The following is a 19,148-nucleotide window of genomic DNA, read 5'->3' on the forward strand; positions in this document are numbered from 1 at the left end:
TCTTTTGATCGCTGTTATCCCCAGATTTTTTGAATCTCCTATATTAGGAGAAAATCCGGGGATAAAGGCGAACGCTTTGCTTCTTCAGAATCGATTTCGTCCCCTACACTACATTCTCAGCGTTCAAGCCAACCCATTTTAAAACTGAACCACTAATCTATATTCAAAAATTTTCACGGCCTTCTGGTAATCATAACCGGAAGGGCTTATGCAAAATTGGAACGGTATAATTCATAATTGATACTGTATATATCAGCATTTTGCATCATTCAATCCAAACTCGCTTACGAGTACAAGCAGCTCTAGGGAAATAAAACATTTCCTTCTATATCCTGCTGACTTGGAAGTCGCAATTTTGTTTGTTCAAAATGTTCAATTGTGAGCAGAACGGATTGTACCGTTCTTTTTTCTTGTGCTTACTTTTTCGGTACACTTACCACCAACGGTAGCCGTTCTCTGCTGTCAGGCGATCTGCTGACTCTGGTCCATGCGAACCTGCGCTGTACGTATCCAGTGGCACGCTGCCCGCTTCGAATGCTTCCTGAATAGGTTGCACCCATTGCCATGCCAGCTCCACTTCGTTCCAGTGAGCGAAGAAGGTGGAATCTCCACGCATCGCATCAAAGATCAGATTCTCGTAAGCTTCAGGAATGTTACGTTTACCTGAGTTGAAGGTCATATGCATCGGTTCCACTTCACCATGGTTCAATGGATTCTTCGCATTTAATTGAAGCGAGATGCTTTCTCCTGGACCAATCTCAATCGTCAGCAGGTTAGGTTCCGTTGTATTTTCAGATTCATGACCTGTCTTCAGTGGAGCCTTGAATTCAACAACGATTCGGGTGGATTTTTCAGCCAGGCGTTTACCTGTACGGATGTAAAATGGAACCTCGCTCCAGAATGGATCATCGATCCACAGTCTCGCGGCAACATACGTCTCGTTCTGAGATCCAGCAGGGATGCCAGGCTCGTCCAGATATCCAACAACCGAAGCACCTTGCAACTCGCCTGCAGCATATTGCGCACGAACAACTTCAGAAGCGACGTTTTCTTTTGTCAAAGGACGAAGCGCTTCAGCAATCTTTTGCTTTTTGAATTGAATCTCTTCCGGTGTGCAGCGTTTTGGCAAATGCAAACCAATCATCATCAGCAACTGAAGCATATGGTTTTGGAACATGTCTCGCAGGGCACCGCTTTGGTCGTAATACGCGGCACGTTCTTCAACACCCACCGTCTCGCTTGCCGTAATCTGTACATTGGCGATATAGCGGTTAGACCACAGCGCTTGAATCACAGGATTTGCATAGGTGAGCGTCTCGATATTTTGAACCATCGGTTTACCAAGGAAATGGTCAATGCGATAGATCTCTTCTTCCGCAAAGGTATTGCTCAGTTTTTCGTTTAGATCCCGAGCTGATTGCAGGTCGTGTCCGAACGGTTTTTCGATAATCAGTTTCTTCCAGCCTTTGGTGTTACCCAGACCACTTTCCTGAATATTCAATGCGATTGGCTCAAAGAATTCCGGTGCCACCGACATGTAGAACATGCGATTTTCGGGAATGTTAAGCTCTTGTTCACGCTGTTGAACCAGTTCCAATAGTTTGGTGTAATCTTCAAGCTTCGTATTATTTAAAGAACAATAACGGAAAGCGCCAATGAAATCACGAACCTGAGATGCTTCTTCCGGCGTCTGACGTGAGAATTCATGCAGTGACTTTTCAACATTCGCCTGGAATTCTGTATCCGACAATTCACGTCGTCCCAACCCGATTACGGAGAAGGATTTCGGCATTTTCTGATCCATGTACAAGTTATATAATGCAGGGTAAATCTTGCGTTTGGCTAAATCGCCTGTTGCCCCGAAGAGGACAAATGTCATTGCATCCATTGGAGTGCCTCCTGTGATCTGTGCAGTATAGTATATGATGTTGCAAAATGTTCAAATCCAAGCATGACAAAAGACGGAATAAGTGGGTGTGTTCCCCGCCTTGCCTCCGTTTATATAGCGCACCTGAATTCAACCATGGAACATTCCTTCTCTCCACAACCTGTGTTTAGGTTATAAATTGTAACCATTTGAATTAACGTTACCCATATTACACCTGTCGTCACAATTCGTCAACAATCGTGTCGAACCTGTGAACTCCAGTGTTTATAGGGTTTTGATTTGATGATAACGCTTTATGTGGTAACATTAAGAACAATTGGTATGTGACATTTTACACATATGGCCTGTGGACATGTAGGTTACAATAAGTATACTAATGATATTACAAGCAATATTAAATCAAAGGAGTACAATCATGAGCGATGATGAGAATGCCAAGCAAATATGCACAAAAGTGGAACAATCTTATCAGATCATTGGCCGAAAATGGGTAGCCCTCATTATTCATGCGTTGATGGAGGAGCCCAAACGCTTCAGTGAGATTCACGCTTATATCCCTGACTTGAGCAAACGTGTGTTAAATGAGCGAATGAAGGAATTGGAGGAAGAAGGACTTGTGGTTCGCCATGTGGTCACGGAACGTCCAGTTCGGACTGAATATATGTTGTCACGAAAAGGCACGGAACTGGGGAGAGCGCTAAGCGCCGTGGAACGTTGGGCTGATAAGTGGCTGTAACATTTTGAGGAATCATTATGGTTTATTTGCTTGAAGGTGACGCTGTGTAATCCCGGAGGTGGAGTATCGCATTTAGCAAATGGCTAGTGCAATCCGCATCCGGGATTTTTTCACTTCCAACGGTGAATACTAATTGTATATAGAGACGTAATAACGCTATTTTTTTCAATCCAAATTAATGCTTACTGCTCCGTTCAAATTGTTGTCGATACTGCAGCGGGGTCGTCCCAGCAGATTTGCGAAATAATTGTATGAAATACGAGCCATTCGGAAATCCGGCACGTCTGCCAATCTCCTCCACCGAAAGTGTTGTTGTCTCAAGGAGCAAGTAGGCTTGCTTCAACCTTCGAGCTGTAACGTAATCCGTAATGCTGCTACCTGTCTCTTGATGAAAAATGCGGGAAGCATACGATTTGGACAGATGAACATCTGCCGCCATCTGATCCAATCTCATCTCATAATCGAAATGCTCTTCAATCCATCGCATCATCTTCTCCGAGTGTCTCAGATGACGTGAATCCGTTAACTGTGATAGCGCTTCATCTGCTCCCTCTTTTTGTTGATCCAAGACACTCAATAGTTGAAGCAAAAACAGAACCGATTCCTCCCATTCTCCCCCAACACGACTCCGAGACTGATTGTAGCTCTCATACATCCAATCCAGTTGATCCATGTGGGAACTCAGGTCAAAAACTTGTTGCTGATTGCGCCCATTCCACAACCTCGAAAAAAAAGAACGCCGATGTGGGAACGCTTCTAGATAACGATCCATGACTATCGGCTCTACATAGAAGATATTTCGCTCATACGGGGTATTGGGATGAACTTCTGCATAGACATGATGCAATTGATAGGGTTGGAAAAAGAACAGCATGCCTTGTCGAATCGGATAGGTATGATTGTTAACGACTACTATGCCCTCACCTTGTTGAACGTATAGAAATTCTCCACATTGATGCCAATGATAATATCCTTTGAAATGATCCACAGACTTGATTTGATAATCCCACGCTAACGTAGATCCTCCAAATTCCACACGCTCCAGCATCCCTATTCACCCTCTCCTATGATGACAACAGAACAACATTTCTTCATATCCTAACACAACTTTGTGTGAATGAAAAAAGATATACTGAGCTCATGAGAAAGCGTTATCTTACTTTCTAATTCTACACTCAGGAGGCTGGATATGACTAAACCAGGATCGGCTGTTACAACCACATATTGGCAAGAAGTAATGCAGAGATTGGAACGAAAAGTAGGTGAAATGAAAGAACATATTGGAGATAAATGCCCTCATTTTGCAGGGAAAGACGGCAAGTACGATAACATCAATACCGACTGGTGGGCTTCCGGTTTCTGGCCTGGCATGTTATGGATTATGTATGAAATGACGGGAGAACAATCCTATCGGGATACGGCATGGTCGTGGGATGAGATGCTGGAGCAATGGTTTGTTAAACCTACCGTGGAGCTTCATCATGATGTGGGCTTCCAGTTCCTCTCCACCGCTGTTATCAAACATAAAATCACAGGCGACGAGGATGCACTCAGACGTGGTCTGGAGGCAGCCAATTTCCTTGCAGGTCGTTACAATCCGGCAGGGAAATTCATTCGAGCCTGGAATGAGGATAAATACGGTTGGGCCATCATTGATTGCATGCTGAATATCTCTCTGTTGTTCTGGGCCTCTGAAGTGATGGGTGACCCTCGGTACAGACATATTGCCATTAATCATGCCGAAACGACCATGCAATATGGTGTCCGAGAAGATGGATCGACCAAACATATCATCTCCTTTGATCCCGAAGATGGACGATATATTGAATGTTTTGGTGGTCAAGGATATGCCCCGCATTCATCATGGAGTCGAGGTACATCATGGGGTCTCTATGGATTCGCCAACACGTATCGGTATACCCAGGATGAACGATTCCTGAACACAGCGAAACGGATCGCACATTACTTTATTGCTGCGCTGCCAGAGGATCATGTCCCCTACTGGGATTTCAGACTTCCGACGCTGGAAGGCCAGTCCCGCGACAGTTCCGCCGCAGCCATTGCTGCATCCGGTCTTCTAGAGCTGGCCGCCGTCGTTCCCGAAGGCGAGAAACGCCTATACACAGATGCAGCTGAACGTATCCTTCGTTCTTTAACCGAGAACTATGCCGTTTGGGATCAACCCGAGCATGAATCGATTCTGCTGCACGCTACAGGCAGCGGTAATTCCTTCATCGATGTCTCTCTGATCTATGGGGATTATTATTATCTGGAAGCGGTTGCGAAGTTAAATGGTTGGAAGCACCGGGTGTATTGATTTCGGTGGTGATGTAGGTGTAATCGACCTAAAACAAAAAAAGATGCCGATCTCACTGTATTGTGAGGGGGCATCTTTTTCGCGTAAAAAACTACGAATCCAACTTGCTACCGAGCGTAATACTCGAATCCTCGAAGTTCTCTACCGTCGTCTTCTTTTCATAAAAGTGTACGGCATGTTGCATAATTCCCTCTCTTGTGTAAAACGCGTCTTCCGCCCCTATTGGAAAAATAACCTTTTCTCCCGTGCTTGCCGACTTATAGATACCCACAATCAGTTCAAGCGTATTTCGACCACTTTCTCCATCTACCAGAAGGGGTGATCCTGTCTCAATAGCGTTTAACACATTCTCAACTTGCCCAGCGTGACCGACATAAACAACATCCGGTAATTCGTCAGCCAGCTTCTGAATCTGCTGTTCCAGCTCTTGATTGGGTTCCGGAAATCCGTTACTTCGTGCAGTAGAAGCAACCACTTTCCAAGGTGCAGATACCCGGGCTTCTTTGCCCTGAAAAATTAACTGCTGCTCCTCTCCGTGATGCACGACCGAACTGGTAATCATGCCAAGCGCCCCTTCCTGGAAGCGAAGCATCGCCATGGATACATCCTCGACTTCGGCATTATCATGTGCCGTATTCGCCATCATCGCCTGCAATTCCACTGGAGGTCCCATCATCCAAAGCATGGCATCAATATGATGCACTGCATGATTGAGGGTGCAGCCTCCGCCTTCTTTTTCCCATGTCCCGCGCCACCACAGATCATAATAATTGTGGCCCCGCCACCAGAACGAATCAACCTGCACATGTACGATAGGGCCCATCTGTTTACTATCCAACACACCTTTCAGCTTCATCATCGGTGTCGTAAAACGATTCTGAGCTACAACGGATAGTAGCTTGCCACTTGCTTGCGCTGCTCTCAGCATCAGATCTGCTTCCTCCAGAGAAGATGCCATCGGCTTTTCGACCAGCACATGCGCACCTGCTTGCATGAATTCACACGCAATTGGAGCATGTGTATACGGCGGCGTACAGACTGAAACCAGATCTATATTCTGGGCAAGTAACTCTGTGTAATCCGTGACCGCTTGCGCACCTTCCAGTCCATATTCGTTAATTCGCTTCTGTGCTTTATCCACGTACATGTCGACCACAGCAACAATCTGACATCGCTCAGGAAATGCCAAATATGCTGAGATATGCGCTCCACTAATTGCACCTGCTCCGATAATTGCCACTTTTAACATCGTTACATACCTCCCTTATTCCCTTCACAATACACAATAATAAAGCGCTTTTATGCGTTCATCTTGTGCTAAAATAAAACTATCTTGCGTATGTTAAGGGAGGCAATCCTGATGTCCATCATCCTGGGAGAACAATTTAATCTGGCCTGTCGTCGTACATCCAACACTACGTTTCGCGAAGTGTTTCATGCTCATTCGCAGATGGAGATAACCTATATCCACGAGGGATATGGGCAGTTGATCACCGAAGGGCAGGTGTTCTCTCTTGAACCTGGTATGCTCATGATTTTTCGACCTTTTCAATTGCACCACGTCCAGATTCAAGTATCCAGACAGCAGCCTTTCATTCGAAATGTACTCATGGTTGAGCTTGATATATTGAAGGCACTTTGGTCGCATTTTGTGGCGACTCACCACTTCATACAGGATCTGCTGGGAGAGCAATCCCCCATTCAGCCGATCCGACTTGCTGACACTTCCCCTCTCGTTCAACGAATGGAACAATATGCAGATACGTATCCAGGTCTGCTTCCCCACGAAGTAGATGAGGATACTCGCCTCTTTTTATTGGATCTGCTCGCACAGCTTCGCTATCTGTGGCAAGACGGCCAGCAGCGCCGCTCCCAGGATGTACTCTCGTCCAGTGCAAGCGTTCTTCACCCTCATGCCGAATCCATCATGCAATGGATTGAACAGCATTACCATGAGCCTTTTCGTTTGGAGGATATCGCAGATACACTTCATTTATCTCCCTACCATCTGTCTCATGTTTTCAAAAAAGCGACCGGAACCACAATCGTTGCGTATGCTCAAGCCACCCGCATTCGTCATGCCTGTGCGCTGCTCACCCGTTCCTCGCTCACCGTTCCCGAAATCGGTCACCGTGTTGGTATGACCAGCCCCTCCTACTTTTGCAAAGTATTCCGTACTGCCACAGGATCTACACCGCATCAATATCGGCTGAAGGTGCAGGGATGGAAGTAATATTCCGCATGAATACTTCCATCCTTGTCTTCACTATCAGTTCACACTTATTGAATTTAATCCCCCTTCAATTCTTCAGATTTTCTTTAGAAATATACCCATGAAATCCTTAGTTTTTTTCAATATGATTCCTGTACGGCAGGAAGCTCGCAAAATACCCGTGGCCCCTGCCCAATAACGTTAAATTCTATTTTTTCATAAAGGTGGAGTCCAAGATACAATGAAAGATTTGCTTCAAAACCTTAAGTTATTTCAGTTTCTAAAAGCTTGTTATCACTCCAAAATCATTAGGGCTCTAATCCCTCTAACGATTCTTGTCATTATCTATGAATATGGAAGACATGAGATTCAGCGTATTAATATAGCTAGCATTATTCATGAAATACATATGAAGCCAGTTCATGTCATCGTTCAATTAATCATTACTTCGTTTATAGCCGTATCTGTGATGAGTACGTATGATTTTCTAATTCGAAAACAGTTTAAGCTCAATATTCATTGGATAACCACGTATCGTTACGCCTGGATCGCTAACACTTTTAATAATATGGTTGGGTTCGCAGGTCTTACCGGTGTAGGATTACGTGCGTTTCTTTATAAGAAAAGCGGGATTCCCATGAAAACAATGGGCGCTGCCATACTTTTTTTATCGCCTGTTTTATTGGTTGGCCTATCCTTGCTTGGCGGTCTTGCACTAATCGGTATTTTGCCTGTAGAACCCCTATTTGAACAACATCCTTGGCTTCGAATCGGCGTATGGGGAGTTGCCTTATACTTGCCATTTTTCTTACTCATGCAACGTTCATCCCTTTTCGCCAAATGGTTTAACAAGGGAAATGGTAGATTACCATGGAGCGTCATTCTCGCTTCTCTGGGGTCATCTGTGCTGGAATGGGCTTGTGCAGGAACACTATTTTGGTTGTTTGCTTTTTCTGATCTGCACCCCTCACCGTTTGCTCCGGTATTTGGGGTATACGTTGTGGCAGCCATTGCGGGAATCATTAGTATGGCTCCAGGCGGCATTGGAGCTTTTGATCTGATCGCCTTACTCGGATTGCAGACATTAGGTGTTGAGCCTTCTCGAGCACTGATGATTTTGCTGTTATTCCGCATGTTTTACTTTGTCATTCCTTGGCTCATCGGTCTGGTGTTGGCCGGGCTTGAGATGCGTCCAAGTCGACAGCAATGGCAGGATATTACGAAGAACTGTTTCAATGCTACACGTAACATATGGGTCAGATGCTGGAATTGGCCTTCACGTTTCAGTTTGCTTAGTGATCTGGGTGCGTGGATGCTTGGTAAGCTCGTATTCGCTAGCGGGGTCCTTCTACTCATCTCCGCGGTTTCTCCAGGCTTTATAGATCGGTTGCGCTTCATGGAACATCTGTTATCTTTATCCATGATGCGCTTATCTGAACAATTGTCAGTAACTATCGGTATCATGCTTATCGTCATATCCTGGGGGATATCCATGCGTATTCGCCGAGCATACTTGTGGACTGGAGCATTGTTGTTAGCAGGAGCCATTTTCACATTTGCCAAAGGATTTGATTACGAAGAAGCACTTATATTATTAACCGTGGCGTTCATTCTGTGGATATCTCCTACACGATTTAATCGTGAGAGTGTTCATATATCTGCACGTAGCATCTGAATCTGGACGTTTCTTGCTCTAATCTCATCGTTATCGTATTACATTATTGGGTCACAGCTACATCCGGCTATTCTGCAACACCTGCCCATGCGTGCGCAACAATGGGTGTCACATCCTCACGACTATATGTTAACAGCGCTTAGTGGATTAATGGGCGCTTTGATTGTGATGGCTTTTGTCTTCACATTACGTCCGTCTCGCTATACAGAAATGCGCCCTGATGAAGAAGATATGGATAAATTCACTCAATTCATTGCTACAGAAGACGGTAATCTGTTAACTCATCTCCTCTATCTGGGTGACAAACATTTTTACTGGGCCCAAAATGATCAGGTTCTGATTCCGTACGCTCAAGTACGTCAGAAACTCATTGTACTTGGTGATCCAATCGGCAATAAAAACCTTGTTGGTGCTGCAATTCAACAATTTCAGAGCTATGCGCATCATTATGCATTGACCGTGGTTTTTTATCAGGCTACACCTGAATACCTATCGATCTATCATGAGAATGGCTACAAATTTTTCAAATTAGGTGAAGAAGCTTTGGTACCTCTAGACACCTTTACCCTAAGTGGGAAAAGTAATCAAAACTTACGAACAGCCTTAAATAAGTCAGCTCGCGAAGGGCAGAACTTTGAAGTATTATCCCCGCCATATTCTTCAGAATTACTATCTGAATTGCGTCAGATTTCGGACGAGTGGCTCGGTGACCGTAAAGAAAAAACGTACTCATTGGGGTGGTTCAACGAAACCTATATTCAGCGCTCACCCTTAACACTGCTTCGTAATGCACAAGGCAATATTTTGGCTTTTGCAACGCTGGCCCCTTCCTATAGTCAACATCAAGTCATCTCCATTGATCTGATGCGTCATCTGAATGATACACCGAATGGTACGATGGATGTGCTATTTGTACGTTTGATTGAATGGGCCAAAGAACAGGGGTATTCTTACTTTAATCTCGGAATGTCTCCGCTCTCCAGCGTCGGTGAGAATCAGAACTCTCATCGTGAAGAAAAACTAGCCCGTCTGGTCTTTCGATATGGTGGGTACTGGTATGGATTTGAAGGACTACGCCGTTATAAGGAAAAATTCTCTCCGGAATGGTATGCGAGATACTTGGCTTATCCTTCAGGCATGGCACTCCCCATGCTTACGCTTGATCTTATTCGGTTAGTGTCTCGTTGTCCTAATGAGTAATGGTAGGGTGAATCTGATATAAAAAAAGACCTCTGGTGTTTATTATGATATAATATACCTAATTTTGATATAACTGGAGGTTTTTTATCTGAGTTATAAAATCCCCTTTGGTCTTTTGATATTAACTATTTCGATTATCGGATTTGTAATCACCAGAAGCAACCTTGAGGCCTACGCCACGGTATATAGACTTATTGGGGTCTTGGTTATCTTATCGTCTTACTTCTTTGTCTTTCGAAAGCGGATATAAGGGAGTAACTTAGCAGGGGTGGTTATTAGTGTGATGATATTTTTCAGCAAATTGTACTCAGAATATCTACTGATTCCACGACCTCTACGTTTGTTATTTCTGTGGGGATGGATTGTTTTGTTTTTTGTTACTGGTATAAAATTGAACTGGTTCTACTTCCTACAATAATCTGATTTCAAAAAGTTCGTTTCCATCGGACATAAAAAAGAGCTGAGTCGTCATTATGACGTCTCAGCTCTTCTTTATGCCATCTGTTCATACCACTCATTTTCGAGACAAATTTTACCTGATATTCAGAAATTCTTTAGAAAATCCCTCTCAAGTTCTTCAGAGTTTATCTCTACTATGGATACATTGATAAATCCGTATAGGAGTTGAGCATTTGAAGCTTTCCAATCCGTCATCTACCAAATCAGCCTGGCTTTCCTTGCTTTGGCTTGCAGCCGTTCCAATCTTAAATATCTTCTATGGTGTACTAAATCGCCCTGGGGATCATGTTTATAGTCTTGCAACACCCCTGGATTCCATGATCCCTTTTGTCCCGGCCTTTATCATTCCTTATGTATTATGGTACCCGTTCATTACAGGTGCATTAATAGCACTTGCTTTTAAGGACAAGCGAACCTATTTTCAAACGCTCATTGCACTTTGCAGCGGTCTGGTGATCTCATACATCTTCTTCGCTCTGTTCCAGACAGCGATTGAACGCCCGAACATCCAAGGGGAGAAAGGCTTTCTCTTTACCATGGTTGATTACATCTATCGTAACGATCAACCCTACAACTGTTTTCCCAGCATTCATGTCCTGACCAGTTATCTGATCCTTAGAGGAACGCGTGTGTTTGGACGAGCGATATGGGCGATGACTTCCACCCTATCCGTTCTTATTATGATGTCTACTGTACTGGTGAAACAACATGTCGTCGTAGATATTGCAGGTGGCATCCTGGTTGGAGAGCTTTGTTTCCGTTTGACTGGAACAACCCTCCACGCTCTCTCATCGCGTGTTAAATCGACTCGATTGGAGTGAGATGAACATTGACAGATTCCCCCTGGTTTTATCGCAAACATCGTATTCGTTTCCATATCCTGATCAGTTCTGGTTTGAGTTTTCTGATAGCCTTGCTCATGACCTTCATATGCATGCTTCCGCTTGCGGCAGTTCATCATGTAGCCAAGCTGCATCTATTGCAATTGCACCTGGCATATCTTGTTCTTATCCTATTTACTACGTTTTTTGTGATATCTTTTTTCATTCTGACTCATCGCATCGTTAAAGAAATTGCCACTTTGGATCACGCGATAAGCATCATATCTGAAGGAGACTTGAGCTATCGAGTGCCTCGGCTTCAACTTGTTGAATTAAGAAAATTTTCGTCTCAACTTCAATCCATGGTGGAGCAATTACAAGAACAGATGATCGAGGAATATGAGAGCGAGACCGCCAAGAGAGAATGGATTGAAGGCATATCTAATGAGCTTTACGCACCCCTGGAAGGGATCATTCGAAACGTGGAGTTGTTAAAAACCAATTCATTTAGGAACCAGGAAGAATATAACCGGATTATACAAGAAACATATACAGATGCCTTTCAATTTCGAAAGCTAATGAATGATCTAATCCAGCATGCCCGACTCTCTGCCCATGATACCCAGTTGAATTTAGAAAAAGCGGACGTCGTTCAGCTTATGCAGCGAACCATTTCTGACTTTGAATCGACAGCGAAAGATCATGACTTTATGGTGGAAAAAGAGTTGCCTTCTTCTCCGATTATGGCTTATATCGATGTTGCAAAAATAGAAATGGCACTCCATAATCTACTATCCCATGTGCTCAAACACTCCACTAAGCCAGGTACCATTCGCCTGATCTTCAAAGCTGATCACAGACAGCTCGTTATTGGGATAGAAGGTAATTTCTCCTCTCATCCTGATGCATACGGCATACCTATGAATCGTACACAACAGCATAGCTCATCCCGCACTGCATCAGAGATCTATGCCAGAACTGCAATGGGCCTTCATATCGCCAGAAATATGATTAAGCTTCAGGGTGGCACGTTAACTTTGAATCACGCGAACAACATTATTGTTGTGACTGTGCCACTTGATCACCGTTCCTGATAGTTCCACCTGTTCAAGTCTTGCCAGTAAGTTGGCAAGGCTTTTTTCTCTTGAACATAGTTGTATGGCTTTGCTTATGTATTCTTTAGATTTTCTTCAGAAATATGCTCATTAATTCCTTAGTTTTTTTCATTATGATTTCTATATCGACAAGAGAGGAGGCAAAACAATGATCAGTAATACGATCTTAGAGCTACTTCATCAGTATGGATATCTGATTTTTTATTTTGCCTTCTCATTAGGGCCTTTCGGGATTCCAATTCCAAATGAGATCACGATTATCAGCGGTGCCATTCTGAGCCACACAGGAGTTATCAATTCATGGATCACATACTTTTGCATTCTGGCAGGACTTTTAACGGCCATTACCTTTGCTTATTTTGCAGGAAAGATGTTCGGACCCAAGATAAAACACAGATTTCAACATCATAAACACTTCGTCAAGGCTGAACGAATTCTGAACCAGTACGGCAATTGGGCAATGTGCATCGGTTTGTTTATCCCGCTTGTGCGATACGTCCTCCCTGTTGTGATTGGGCTGAGCGACGTTCATTATAGAAAATTTGCTCTTATTTCATATTCCAGTGCTTTGCTCTGGACCATCACCTATTTTACAGCAGGAACTTACTTCGGTGGTCCCATTCTATCTACGCTTCAATTATTCCATTTTTGACCGGATTGAATCACATATCATGACTTACATGGAGGCATCTCAATGAATTCCAATGAACCTATCTTATTTCTGAAAAGCTTTCTTCAAAGCCCTAAACATGTCGGTAGCATCATACCCAGTTCCCGGTTTCTCGCCAACAAAATGGTGAATCAAGCGTCTTGGCTGGAGGCCAAAGCAGTTGCCGAACTCGGATCGGGTACAGGTGCCATCACTCGTTATATTCATCAACAGGTACAGGATTCAACTAAAGTGTTATTGTTTGAGATGAACGAAACGATGAGGAATAATCTGCAGAGAACATACCCGGAATTCTCCTGTTATCCAGATGCCGCTCGATTAGTGGAATCCATGAATCAAGAGGGTGTTCAGCAACTGGATTACATTTTTAGCGGATTGCCGTTCTTCAACTTTGAGGCTGAATTAAGAAATACGTTGGTAGACCAGATCCATAAGGCACTCAAGCCTGGAGGGTTATTCATCGCCTTTCAATATTCTCTTCAAATGAAAAAAACATTATCCGAACACTTTATCATCGAAAAAATAGAATTAGTGCCTTTGAATATCCCACCTGCGTTCGTTTATGTCTGTCGCAAAAAGGAAACAATTTAAACATTCCGGGCTATCGTTTACACTGATGTTATCTTAATTTTTAAGGAGTGTTAAATTGTGAATACCGTTCTTGTCGTTGATGATGAACCCGATATCCGTGATGTCATTCATGTCTATTTACGTAACGAAGGATATCATGTCATTGAAGCAGCCAATGGGGAAGAAGCGCTAAATATGATCAAAACAACATCGGTCCAGCTCGTTATTCTGGATGTTATGATGCCCGTTATGGATGGAATCAAAGCCTGCTTCAAAATAAGAGAAGTATCCACCATTCCCATTATTATGCTATCTGCCAAGGAAGAGGACATCGATAAAATTACAGGCCTGACTACCGGGGCTGACGATTACATGGTCAAACCATTTAATCCATTAGAGTTACTTGCTCGCGTTAAGGCTCAGCTGCGACGTCAAACACTGATCGGGAAACCAGAATCCAATTCACTTATTTTGATCAAGGACCTTGTCATTGATACAAGTAAACATTCCGTGAAGCTAAAAGAAAAAGACATTCCACTAACGCCCCTGGAGTTTTCCATTTTGGTGTTACTTGCAAGCCATCCCGGACAAGTATTTAGCTCCGAGAAGATTTATGAGACCGTGTGGAAAGAACCTTATGGATATTCCGATAATACGGTGATGGTCCATATTCGCAATCTGCGAGAAAAGCTGGAATTGAATCCAAGAGAACCTCAGTATATTAAAACGGTATGGGGAGTGGGTTATAAAATTGACTAAAAGATCTCGTCCTTTACCTCGGAAACGAAAGAAAAAAATTCAAATCAATATATTAATCCGAATTGTTTTGAGTACTATTGTTGCAGCAGGATTTAATAACTTGCTCATTTTTCTTTCTATAGAGGTTTTTAAAGCTTGGGAGCAGGCTTGGTTTCGTAATTCGCTTCCGTATGTCATAACTCCCATTTTTATACTCACTTTTATCTTAACTTTTCTGTTATTAACTCGTCGAATGGTTAAAGACATTATTCGCTTGGAGCAAGGGCTTCAAATCATATCCGAAGGAAATCTGAATTACCGGGTGCCCGTTAATCGACAAGATGAACTTGGGCGAGTCGCTTCCAACATCAATCACATGACAGAACAGTTAAAGCAACAGATTGCTAAAGAACGTGAATTGGAGCAATCCAAGATGGACATGATCACTGGCATCTCACATGACTTGCGTACACCGCTTACCAGCATAATTGGCTATATTGAGCTTCTCAAATCAGAATCATTTCAAGACAAAGCAGAGTATGACCGTTTCATCCAAAATACCTACAACAAAGCAACCCATTTGAAGAAGTTACTCGATGATTTATTTGAATATACGCGTCTTAACGCAGTGAACACCCAATTGGATTTGAAAACTGTTGACCTCTGTCAGCTATTGGAACAATTGTTGTTTGAATTCGAACCTTTAGCTCAGGAGCATGGGATTCGTATTGAAAAAAAACTCGGTGATGCTCCCATCATGGTTTCCCTGGATAGCGATAAGATTGCACGAGCCATCGACAATCTTCTCATGAATGCATTGAAGTATTCCTTTAAACCGGGCACAATTCATGTTCGAATGAGTGTGCAGCATAATCACGTTACCATTGATGTAGAGAATAAAGGCATGCCACTAACGATAGAACAAAAAAACAGACTGTTTGATCGCTTTTATAAGGTGGATTATTCGAGAAATAGCGAAGGTATTCAGTCAGGATCTGGTCTGGGTCTTTCTATTGCGAGGAACATTGCGGAGTTACATCAGGGGACTTTAACGCTAAAACATACGCGTAACATATTTATATTCCAACTAAGCTTGCCTTCTAACATCCAGTGAAACATCAATAGCATTGATAATGGAGGATACCACATGAAAACATCCGAACCCCTTCTCTTTCTGCAAGGATTTCTAAAGAATCCCAAACGTGTAGGCAGTGTCCTCCCCAGCTCCAAATCTTTGGCCAAGAAAATTGTCCAGTCTGTACGATGGGATGAGATCAGAACCATTGCAGAGCTGGGACCAGGAACAGGTGCCATCACCCGGCTCATAAGAGCACAATTACCGAAATCTGCAACCGTGTTTCTATTTGAAAGAGACCCCAAAATGAGAAGTAATCTGAAGAAAACATATCCTGAATTCATGTTTCATTCGAATGCATCTTATCTATTGAAAAGGATTAATCAAGAACATGTGCATCAGTTGGATAACATCATTTGTGGACTGCCCTTTTTTAATTTTTCCAGAGAAATGAGACACAACATCCTGTCACAGATCCATACAGCGCTCCGACCTGGTGGCACGTTAGTTTTATACCAGTACTCCCTTCATATGAAGAAACGATTAGCTGAACTATTCGAGATTGAAAAAATCCAATTTGAGCCCTTCAGCTTCCCTCCTGTATTTGTGTATATTTGTCGTAAGAAGGAAGAGGAAGGACACAGTGAAACGAGAGAATTGGGGGAAACCTGATTGCATTATTACTACAGCACTCCATTGATTTATGCATATCCTGTTTTGTCACATTCTCATTTTACGGTTGCCAGCCAATGAAATGCCTCATCTATGTCATGGAATTCTTGAGTTGGATTGGATATCTCCATTCCTGAGAGCATTCGGTTTGCACTTGATTTAGCTATCGCTTTATGGGGAACAATCAGTGCTGAATGCGTAATTCCGGCCTCCATTGATCTCAGATACCACTCTTGTGCAACCCATTCTTGGTCATCTGGCGAAATAACGGCCAAGTGACGGCTATCGTATAACGCCTTATTTGTGCGTTTTTGCACCGCTAACTCCAACACTTTATTTAGCGGTATACGATATTGTTCACCTTTCGCAAAGCTCTTCCATTGCAAAACAACTACCTTGTTTTCCTCATTCCATGTAACGGTTGCTTGAGGGGAATCATAAAAAATCATTTCGACCAGCTCCTTTTTTTAATATTTAATGTCCTGTCTTGTCTTGGGAGGATCTAATTATGCGAGTCATCATCTTACGTGGTAACAATCGCGGCATAAATGCAATGAATCGATTTCGAGCTCCAGGCATAATTAACGTCTTGCCACGCAAGAAGCCTTGATATCCTTCTTCCGCCACCTGTCCAGCTTCCATGATTGGGCCCTGCAACATCTTCGAGACCCCCATACCCGACCGATCAACAAACCCGGTGGAAGTCAGGCCTGGGCACAATGCCGTCACCGTAACACCAGTTCCGCTTACTTCATTCTCCAGAGCCTCGGTGAATGATAGTACGTATGCCTTTGTTGCATAATATACCGACATCATCGGTCCAGGGAAAAAGCCTACCAATGAAGCCACATTCATCACGCCACCGTGCCCACGTTGGATCATCCCCGGCAAGAATAGTTTTGTCATGACGGTTAAAGCCGTTATATTTACGTCAATCATATTGACTTCTTGTTCCAGATCCGTTTCCATAAACGTCCCGAACAGACCGAAGCCTGCATTATTGACAAGATAGTCAACAACAATGCCCTTTTCCTTCAGCTCATTATAAATCTCCTGTGGTACCCCAGGTGCCGCCACATCTTTGGCAATAACCGTCGTCTGAATACCATACTTTTTCTGATACTCCTGAGCTAGATCCTGTATCTTACCCTTGCTTCGTGCTACCAGCACAATATGATGTCCACCTTTGGCAAACCGATCTGCCAACTCTTTACCGATCCCACCCGATACGCCTGTGATGAGTACTGTCTTCCTCATGTTGTTGCCTGCCTCTCTTTGCTAAAAAATATGCTTCATCTGGAACGTCAATATTAGAATGAACATTCTATAATGTTGAAAAAAATAGACTACTTCCGTATGAGATCCATGGATAGTGTCGCTATACGAAGCAGTTTTTCCTTGGTCATCGAAGTCTTGGCCATTACCCTTAACCCAACGCCTACATTATGCAGATATTCCGCCAATACCTCGGCGTTGTACTCCGTAGTGAATTCATTTTCTCGCTGTCCCCACACCATAATGTCCTTGATTAGTTTCTCGGTATTTGCAAACATCTCCGTCGATCGGTTGTTCATGTCGTCATCCCGCGCCGCCAATTCTACCGTCGAATTGACAATGAAGCAGCCTGATGCTGGAGATTCCTCCCCATGAATTAAAGAAGAAAATATAAACTGAAGTGCTTCAGTTGCCGTTTTGGATCGCTTTACGCCTGCTGCAAGGGCGGAGCTGATTTTGTGATCATACAGATCTACTGACTTTAGAAACAAGGTATGTTTGTCGCCAAATGTGTCATACAAGCTTTTACGATGAATTCCCATATGATTGACCAGATCCGTCATAGACGTCTTCTCATAGCCTTGTTCCCAAAAAAGTTTCATCGCTTTATCCAGTACAACAGACTCTTCGAACTCTTTGCTTCTTGCCATTAGCTTCCCTCCTGTTCAGAAAACGAACATTGAAATAACATGCTCTCGTTGGGCCTTTAAAAGGTAAGAATGACTTTCCCCTGGGAGTGACCCGTGGACACTTTAATCAATGCCTTTTCAATTTCATCAAACGTATATGTTGAATCGATCGAAGGTTTGATATCTTCTTTTTCTATAAGAGCTGTGATTTTTTGTAGTTGACTCCCACTGGAGTGTACAAACATGAAGCGATATTCATTTTGATTCTTACGTGCCATAGAGTCCAGACGAGCACCCACAAGTCCAAACAATGCTTTTTTCCACATCGGAAAATGGCTATCCGCTGCAAAACGATAATTGGGTCCCGCTTTCAAAGAAACTAATTGCCCCTGTGGTTTCAAAATGCTCAGTTCAGCTTTAATTTCCTCTGCACCCAAGGTGTCGATCACATAATCGATATCGGACAGGATATCAGCATAATGCTCCGTTTTATAATTAATAAATTGATCTGCTCCGATCGACAGTGTACGTGATCTGCCTCTTTCGCTGCCACTTGTAATCACTGTTAGCCCCATGGACTTGGCAATCGGGATAGCCATCGCACCGAATCCACCGGTTCCTCCAGGTATAAACAGCTTTTTATTCGGTTCAGCTCGGAGTACATCATGCAGTGCTTGATACGCGGTCAAGGCAGTAAGGGGGACTGCAGCAGCTTCGATAAAAGAAAGATTTTCAGGCATAATGGATAAGGCATCCTCATGTACAGCCGCATATTCAGCAAAAGCCCCAATTTTATTCAAAGGCAATCTGGCATAAACCGAATCCCCCACTTTAAATTTCAAAACATCATCACCGACAGCTTCAATGACACCAGATAGTTCATTCCCTAAAGTTAGAGGTAACCTATAGTCGGCAATCATCCGAACACTGCCATTCATATTCAAGATATCCAGTGGATTTACACCCGCAGCTTTTACTCTGATGAGGACCTCATGACTCTGAATCTGAGGTGTCTCAATATCATTGATTTCCATTTGGATATTTTTGGAGTATTTCCGTATTTGGACTGCTCTCATCATTTATCCTCTTCCTTTGC

At 43.3% G+C, this 19,148-nt stretch carries 19 protein-coding genes; 12 read left to right on the top strand and 7 right to left on the bottom strand.

Going from position 1 to position 19,148, the window contains the following annotated elements; genetic code table 11:
- Positions 1-433: 433 nt before the first annotated feature.
- Positions 434-1,888: a glucose-6-phosphate dehydrogenase gene (gene zwf / locus MKX75_RS24250; protein WP_339167193.1), complete on the bottom strand. Its 1,455-nt coding sequence runs from the start codon at positions 1,886-1,888 to the stop codon at positions 434-436.
- Positions 1,889-2,303: 415 nt separating this feature from the next.
- Between zwf and MKX75_RS24255 the strand changes: the two genes are divergently transcribed.
- Positions 2,304-2,624, top strand: a complete 321-nt coding sequence (locus tag MKX75_RS24255; protein ID WP_036605715.1) for a helix-turn-helix domain-containing protein — start codon at positions 2,304-2,306, stop codon at positions 2,622-2,624.
- A 175-nt stretch (positions 2,625-2,799) separates the two neighbouring features.
- Here the strand turns inward: MKX75_RS24255 and MKX75_RS24260 are convergent, their stop codons facing one another.
- Positions 2,800-3,672: an AraC family transcriptional regulator gene (locus tag MKX75_RS24260; RefSeq protein WP_339167194.1), complete on the bottom strand. Its 873-nt coding sequence runs from the start codon at positions 3,670-3,672 to the stop codon at positions 2,800-2,802.
- Between the two features lie 141 nt (positions 3,673-3,813).
- Between MKX75_RS24260 and MKX75_RS24265 the strand changes: the two genes are divergently transcribed.
- Positions 3,814-4,941: a glycoside hydrolase family 88 protein gene (locus MKX75_RS24265; RefSeq protein ID WP_339167196.1), complete on the top strand. Its 1,128-nt coding sequence runs from the start codon at positions 3,814-3,816 to the stop codon at positions 4,939-4,941.
- A 91-nt stretch (positions 4,942-5,032) separates the two neighbouring features.
- Here MKX75_RS24265 and MKX75_RS24270 read toward each other — a convergent pair whose 3' ends face one another.
- Positions 5,033-6,190, bottom strand: a complete 1,158-nt coding sequence (locus tag MKX75_RS24270) for a Gfo/Idh/MocA family oxidoreductase (protein ID WP_339167198.1) — start codon at positions 6,188-6,190, stop codon at positions 5,033-5,035.
- Positions 6,191-6,301: 111 nt separating this feature from the next.
- Between MKX75_RS24270 and MKX75_RS24275 the strand changes: the two genes are divergently transcribed.
- The 10 genes from MKX75_RS24275 to MKX75_RS24320 all read left to right on the top strand — a co-directional run bounded on the left by MKX75_RS24275 (position 6,302) and on the right by MKX75_RS24320 (position 16,148).
- A complete protein-coding gene (locus tag MKX75_RS24275; RefSeq protein ID WP_339167199.1) occupies positions 6,302-7,174 on the top strand; it encodes an AraC family transcriptional regulator in 873 nt (290 codons plus the stop codon).
- Between the two features lie 220 nt (positions 7,175-7,394).
- Entirely contained in the window at positions 7,395-8,828 is a 1,434-nt protein-coding gene (locus MKX75_RS24280) for a lysylphosphatidylglycerol synthase domain-containing protein (RefSeq protein WP_339167200.1), read from the top strand.
- 87 nt (positions 8,829-8,915) lie between these two features.
- On the top strand, positions 8,916-10,028 hold the full coding sequence (locus tag MKX75_RS24285; RefSeq protein WP_339167202.1) for a phosphatidylglycerol lysyltransferase domain-containing protein: 1,113 nt from the start codon (positions 8,916-8,918) through the stop codon (positions 10,026-10,028).
- Positions 10,029-10,660: 632 nt separating this feature from the next.
- On the top strand, positions 10,661-11,308 hold the full coding sequence (locus MKX75_RS24290) for a phosphatase PAP2 family protein (protein WP_339167204.1): 648 nt from the start codon (positions 10,661-10,663) through the stop codon (positions 11,306-11,308).
- An 8-nt stretch (positions 11,309-11,316) separates the two neighbouring features.
- Entirely contained in the window at positions 11,317-12,402 is a 1,086-nt protein-coding gene (locus MKX75_RS24295; protein WP_339167205.1) for a HAMP domain-containing sensor histidine kinase, read from the top strand.
- A 169-nt stretch (positions 12,403-12,571) separates the two neighbouring features.
- On the top strand, positions 12,572-13,075 hold the full coding sequence (locus MKX75_RS24300; RefSeq protein ID WP_339167206.1) for a DedA family protein: 504 nt from the start codon (positions 12,572-12,574) through the stop codon (positions 13,073-13,075).
- Between the two features lie 42 nt (positions 13,076-13,117).
- Complete coding sequence (locus MKX75_RS24305; protein ID WP_062838017.1) at positions 13,118-13,684, top strand: methyltransferase domain-containing protein; 567 nt, start codon at positions 13,118-13,120, stop codon at positions 13,682-13,684.
- Positions 13,685-13,741: 57 nt separating this feature from the next.
- On the top strand, positions 13,742-14,422 hold the full coding sequence (locus tag MKX75_RS24310; protein ID WP_339167207.1) for a response regulator transcription factor: 681 nt from the start codon (positions 13,742-13,744) through the stop codon (positions 14,420-14,422).
- Between the two features lie 61 nt (positions 14,423-14,483).
- On the top strand, positions 14,484-15,515 hold the full coding sequence (locus MKX75_RS24315; RefSeq protein ID WP_339170582.1) for a HAMP domain-containing sensor histidine kinase: 1,032 nt from the start codon (positions 14,484-14,486) through the stop codon (positions 15,513-15,515).
- Between the two features lie 33 nt (positions 15,516-15,548).
- Positions 15,549-16,148 carry a methyltransferase domain-containing protein gene (locus MKX75_RS24320; protein WP_339167208.1) on the top strand — a complete coding sequence of 200 codons (600 nt, stop codon included), beginning with the start codon at positions 15,549-15,551 and terminating at the stop codon, positions 16,146-16,148.
- A gap of 56 nt (positions 16,149-16,204) precedes the next feature.
- Here MKX75_RS24320 and MKX75_RS24325 read toward each other — a convergent pair whose 3' ends face one another.
- From MKX75_RS24325 to MKX75_RS24340, 4 genes are all read right to left on the bottom strand, one after another.
- A complete protein-coding gene (locus tag MKX75_RS24325) occupies positions 16,205-16,597 on the bottom strand; it encodes a hypothetical protein (protein ID WP_339167209.1) in 393 nt (130 codons plus the stop codon).
- A gap of 25 nt (positions 16,598-16,622) precedes the next feature.
- Positions 16,623-17,405, bottom strand: coding sequence for an SDR family oxidoreductase (locus MKX75_RS24330; RefSeq protein ID WP_339167210.1), 783 nt, complete (start codon positions 17,403-17,405; stop codon positions 16,623-16,625).
- An 89-nt stretch (positions 17,406-17,494) separates the two neighbouring features.
- Entirely contained in the window at positions 17,495-18,073 is a 579-nt protein-coding gene (locus MKX75_RS24335) for a TetR/AcrR family transcriptional regulator (RefSeq protein WP_339167211.1), read from the bottom strand.
- Positions 18,074-18,129: 56 nt separating this feature from the next.
- Positions 18,130-19,128 carry an NADP-dependent oxidoreductase gene (locus MKX75_RS24340; protein ID WP_339170584.1) on the bottom strand — a complete coding sequence of 333 codons (999 nt, stop codon included), beginning with the start codon at positions 19,126-19,128 and terminating at the stop codon, positions 18,130-18,132.
- Between the last annotated feature and the right edge of the window lie 20 nt (positions 19,129-19,148).

Source organism: Paenibacillus sp. FSL R5-0341, assembly GCF_037975235.1.
GTDB classification, from domain to species: Bacteria; Bacillota; Bacilli; order Paenibacillales; family Paenibacillaceae; genus Paenibacillus; species Paenibacillus amylolyticus_A.

What these genes read in the sequence shown, in the direction of transcription:
- zwf (WP_339167193.1), bottom strand. Translation starts at nt 1,888, where the DNA reads ATGGATGCAATGACATTTGTCCTCTTCGGGGCAACAGGCGATTTAGCC.
- MKX75_RS24255 (WP_036605715.1), top strand. Translation starts at nt 2,304, where the DNA reads ATGAGCGATGATGAGAATGCCAAGCAAATATGCACAAAAGTGGAACAA.
- MKX75_RS24260 (WP_339167194.1), bottom strand. Translation starts at nt 3,672, where the DNA reads ATGCTGGAGCGTGTGGAATTTGGAGGATCTACGTTAGCGTGGGATTAT.
- MKX75_RS24265 (WP_339167196.1), top strand. Translation starts at nt 3,814, where the DNA reads ATGACTAAACCAGGATCGGCTGTTACAACCACATATTGGCAAGAAGTA.
- MKX75_RS24270 (WP_339167198.1), bottom strand. Translation starts at nt 6,190, where the DNA reads ATGTTAAAAGTGGCAATTATCGGAGCAGGTGCAATTAGTGGAGCGCAT.
- MKX75_RS24275 (WP_339167199.1), top strand. Translation starts at nt 6,302, where the DNA reads ATGTCCATCATCCTGGGAGAACAATTTAATCTGGCCTGTCGTCGTACA.
- MKX75_RS24280 (WP_339167200.1), top strand. Translation starts at nt 7,395, where the DNA reads ATGAAAGATTTGCTTCAAAACCTTAAGTTATTTCAGTTTCTAAAAGCT.
- MKX75_RS24285 (WP_339167202.1), top strand. Translation starts at nt 8,916, where the DNA reads ATGCGTGCGCAACAATGGGTGTCACATCCTCACGACTATATGTTAACA.
- MKX75_RS24300 (WP_339167206.1), top strand. Translation starts at nt 12,572, where the DNA reads ATGATCAGTAATACGATCTTAGAGCTACTTCATCAGTATGGATATCTG.
- MKX75_RS24305 (WP_062838017.1), top strand. Translation starts at nt 13,118, where the DNA reads ATGAATTCCAATGAACCTATCTTATTTCTGAAAAGCTTTCTTCAAAGC.
- MKX75_RS24320 (WP_339167208.1), top strand. Translation starts at nt 15,549, where the DNA reads ATGAAAACATCCGAACCCCTTCTCTTTCTGCAAGGATTTCTAAAGAAT.
- MKX75_RS24325 (WP_339167209.1), bottom strand. Translation starts at nt 16,597, where the DNA reads ATGATTTTTTATGATTCCCCTCAAGCAACCGTTACATGGAATGAGGAA.
- MKX75_RS24330 (WP_339167210.1), bottom strand. Translation starts at nt 17,405, where the DNA reads ATGAGGAAGACAGTACTCATCACAGGCGTATCGGGTGGGATCGGTAAA.
- MKX75_RS24335 (WP_339167211.1), bottom strand. Translation starts at nt 18,073, where the DNA reads ATGGCAAGAAGCAAAGAGTTCGAAGAGTCTGTTGTACTGGATAAAGCG.
- MKX75_RS24340 (WP_339170584.1), bottom strand. Translation starts at nt 19,128, where the DNA reads ATGAGAGCAGTCCAAATACGGAAATACTCCAAAAATATCCAAATGGAA.